Here is a 4,032-nt window from a genome sequence, read left to right on the forward strand (position 1 = left end):
CTCCTTACGGGTTGTAGCCTGCCGCTCAAAAACGGTCAGACAAGGAGTGAATGACACTTATGGATCTTGCCGCAGGGGAGGCACATGGCGTGCCTGCCAGGTGGGCAAGGGGCGCAATTGTAGAGAAGGGGAAGAAAGCGCGCAAGGTGATTGGTGATTATTTGAACAACCTCCCAAACACCACAAAAACAATGTGGGAGGGGGCTTGCCCCCGATAGCAGTGTGTCAGCTAAACACTGGCTGACTGATACACCGCAATCGGGGGCAAGCCCCCTCCCACATTTTGACCTGCATCAACCTGATTACTTCTTGGCCTTGGCCTTGACGCCACGCTGACGCCGGGCTTCGAACAGGCACACGCCTGTCGCCACCGACACGTTCAGGCTGCTGACGCTGCCAGCCATCGGCAAGTGCACCAGGTAATCGCAATGCTCGCGGGTCAGGCGACGCATGCCCTTGCCTTCAGCACCCATGATCAGGATGGTCGGGCCGGTGAGGTCCTGGTCATAAATACTGACCTCGGCCTCTCCCGCCGTACCCACGACCCACAGGCCGCGCTGCTGGAGCTTCTCCAGGGTGCGCGCCAGGTTGGTCACGGCCACCAGCGGAATCACTTCCGCCGCCCCGCAGGCAACTTTACGCACGACAGGCGTCAGGGTAGCGGACTTGTCTTTAGGCACGATCACCGCCAGCGCGCCGGCGGCGTCGGCCGAGCGCAGGCAGGCGCCGAGGTTGTGCGGGTCGGTTACGCCGTCCAGCACCAGCAACAGCGGCGCGCCTTCGGTGCGGTCGAGCAGCTCGTCGAGCATGGCTTCGCCCCAGACCTGGCTCGGGCTTACGTCCGCGACCACGCCCTGGTGAACGCCTTCAACCCAAACGTCCATTTCACGACGCTCGGCCTGGCCGATGGCGACCTTGTTTTGGGTGGCCAACTCGACCAAAGCTTGTACACGCGGCTCGCTGCGACCTTCTGCCAACCACACTTGCTTGACACGCTTAGGGTGATGACGCAGCAGTGCTTCTACGGCATGGACGCCGTAGATTTTTTCCAGACTCATGACTTGGCCTTAGGTTTGCGCGACCCGCCGCTTTTCGCAGGGGCCGAACCCGCTTTTGGCGGGCCTTTACGGTGTTTACTGGGCTTGCTCGACGGCTTTTCCGCCCCTTGGGACTTTCCCCCAGACGCCGCTTTACCACCGCTTTTGGCTTCGTTGAGCAACTGCTGCTTCAACTCGCGGCTCTTGCGCAGTTCGGCGTTTTTCGCCGCTGCGTCGCTTGGGCGGTAGGCTTCGGGGGCCTTTTCCTTGACGGAGGAACGGCGACCAGCCTTGGCCGGCGCAGGCTCGGCGGTCGCCGCTTTCGCGGGAGCCCCCTTGCCCTTGGTAGCCGGCGCGGCGGTTTCGCTGCCACGTTTTTTACGCCCCACCGGTTCGGCTGGCTTGTCTGGCATACCGAAGTCGATCTTGCGCTCGTCGAGGTCGACGCGCATGACCTGCACTTCCACGGTATCGCCCAGACGGAAGCTGCGACCGGTGCGCTCGCCCGCCAGGCGGTGATGCACAGGATCGAAGTGGTAGTAGTCACCCGGCAAGGCAGTGACATGCACCAGGCCTTCGACGTAGATGTCGGTCAACTCGACGAACAGGCCAAAGCCGGTCACGGCGGTGATCACACCCGGGAAGGTCTCGCCCACGCGGTCTTTCATAAACTCGCACTTGAGCCAGTTCACCACGTCACGAGTAGCTTCGTCGGCACGACGCTCGCTCATGGAGCACTGCTCGCCCAGCTGTTCCAGGGCCGCTTCGTCGTACGGATAGATCCGTGCCTTCGGAATCGTCATGGCACCGGCGCGCTTGACGTGCGGGGTGTTCTGCTTGGAATGGATCACACTGCGGATTGCGCGGTGCGTGAGCAGGTCCGGGTAACGACGGATCGGCGAGGTGAAGTGGGTGTACGCCTCGTAATTCAGGCCGAAGTGGCCTTGGTTGTCAGCGCTGTACACCGCCTGGCTCAGGGAGCGCAGCATCACGGTCTGGATCACGTGGTAATCCGGACGGTCCTTGATGCTGGCCAGCAAGGCCTGGTAGTCCTTCGGCGTTGGGCCGTCCTTGCCTTTGTGCAGGGACAGGCCGAGCTCGCCGAGGAAGGCGCGCAGTTTTTCCAGACGCTCCGGCGGCGGACCGTCGTGCACGCGGTACAACGCAGGAATCTCATGCTTCTTCAGGAATTCAGCAGTGGCCACGTTGGCCGCCAGCATGCATTCCTCGATCAGCTTGTGGGCATCGTTACGCGTGGTCGGGGTGATTGCGGCGATCTTGCGCTCGGAACCGAAGACAATCCGGGTTTCCTGGGTTTCAAAATCGATCGCGCCACGTACGTGACGTGCACCCAGCAACACCTTGTACAGCGAGTAGAGCTGCTTGAGGTGCGGCACGACGCCGGCGTATTCGGTACGCAGGGCCTTGGCTTCGCTGGTCTTCGGCGTTTCCAGGATGGTGCTGACCTTGTTGTAGGTCAGGCGCGCCTGGGAGTGAATCACCGCTTCGTAGAACTGGTAATCGGTCATTTCACCGGTTTTCGAGATGGTCATCTCGCACACCATGGCCAAACGGTCGACTTTCGGGTTCAGGGAGCACAGGCCGTTGGACAGCTGCTCGGGCAGCATCGGGATCACGCGCTCAGGGAAGTACACGGAGTTGCCGCGTACCTGGGCTTCGTTATCCAGGGCCGAACCGATCTTCACGTAGCTGGACACGTCGGCAATCGCGACGAACAACTTCCAGCCGCCGGAGAACAGGCGCAGCTTGCCAGGCCTGGCTTCGCAGTAGACCGCGTCGTCGAAGTCGCGGGCATCTTCGCCGTCAATGGTGACGAACGGCAGATGGCGCAGGTCGATGCGTTTTTCTTTGTCTTTTTCTTCGACTTCAGGCTTGAGCTTGGCAGCTTCCTTGAGCACGGCCTCAGGCCAGACGTGAGGAATATCGTAGGTGCGCAGCGCAACGTCGATTTCCATGCCCGGCGCCATGTAGTTGCCGACCACTTCAACGATATCGCCCTGGGGCTGGAAGCGCGCAGTTGGCCAGTGGGTGATTTTCACCTCGACGAACTGGCCGACCTTGGCAGCGCCATTGCGGCCCGGGGTGATCAGCACTTCCTGCTGGACCTTCGGGTTATCCGGCACCACAAAGCCGATACCGCCTTCTTCGAAGTAACGGCCGACGATGGACTCGTGGGCACGGGACACCACTTCAACGATCACGCCTTCACGGCGACCGCGACGGTCCAGGCCGGAAACGCGCGCCAGGGCACGGTCGCCATCGAACACCAGGCGCATTTGCGCTGGGCTCATGAACAGGTCGTCACTGCCGTCATCCGGGATCAGGAAGCCAAAACCATCACGATGGCCGGCAATGCGGCCGAGGATCAGGTCGAGCTTGTCCACAGGCGCATACGTGCCACGGCGGGTGTAGATCAGTTGAGCGTCGCGCTCCATGGCACGCAAACGGCGGCGCAGGGCTTCGAGCTGGTCTTCGGTGGTCAGACCGAATTCTTCAACCAACTGCTCGCGGCTAGCAGGCGACCCCCGATCGGCGAGGTGCGCCAGGATCAGTTCGCGGCTAGGAATAGGGTTTTCATATTTTTCCGCTTCACGAGCGGCCTCGGGATCGAGGGACTGCCAATCGGCCATTAGAGAGTTTTCACCTTGTCTATATGCGGGTTAGTTTGGCATACGCGTATTGAAACGGGAAATTTCAGGCATCAACAAGCGTTTAAAAGCCCTTTATGGCCCTCGGTGCGCACCTTGCACGACCATTGGCGAAATTTTCCAGGCTTTTTTCATGGCAGGGGTTTACAGCCTACAAGCCTCTCCGTATAGTGCGCGCCATCGACGACGGCAACGTTGTGATGCTGCCCAGGTGGTTGAAATTGGTAGACACGCCAGCTTCAGGTGCTGGTGATCGCAAGGTCGTGGAAGTTCGAGTCTTCTCCTGGGCACCAATTAGATCAACCGCGAAAGCGGTTTTTCGTTCT

General features: G+C 60.7%; 2 protein-coding genes and 1 tRNA gene. 1 reads left to right on the top strand and 2 read right to left on the bottom strand.

What is annotated here, in order from left to right:
• Positions 1-302: 302 nt before the first annotated feature.
• Both rlmB and rnr read right to left on the bottom strand, forming a co-directional pair.
• Positions 303-1,058 (bottom strand): 23S rRNA (guanosine(2251)-2'-O)-methyltransferase RlmB, encoded by a 756-nt coding sequence (gene rlmB / locus IQK56_RS30345; protein ID WP_064450413.1) that lies wholly within the window; start codon positions 1,056-1,058, stop codon positions 303-305.
• Complete coding sequence (gene rnr / locus IQK56_RS30350; protein WP_150760901.1) at positions 1,055-3,688, bottom strand: ribonuclease R; 2,634 nt, start codon at positions 3,686-3,688, stop codon at positions 1,055-1,057. Before rnr ends, rlmB begins: the two co-directional genes overlap by 4 nt.
• A gap of 223 nt (positions 3,689-3,911) precedes the next feature.
• On the opposite strand from rnr, the gene IQK56_RS30355 reads away from it, so the two are divergent.
• Positions 3,912-3,999, top strand: a tRNA-Leu gene (locus IQK56_RS30355).
• Positions 4,000-4,032 lie beyond the last annotated feature (33 nt).

The organism is Pseudomonas cyclaminis (assembly GCF_015163715.1).
Taxonomy (GTDB): domain Bacteria; phylum Pseudomonadota; class Gammaproteobacteria; order Pseudomonadales; family Pseudomonadaceae; genus Aquipseudomonas; species Aquipseudomonas cyclaminis.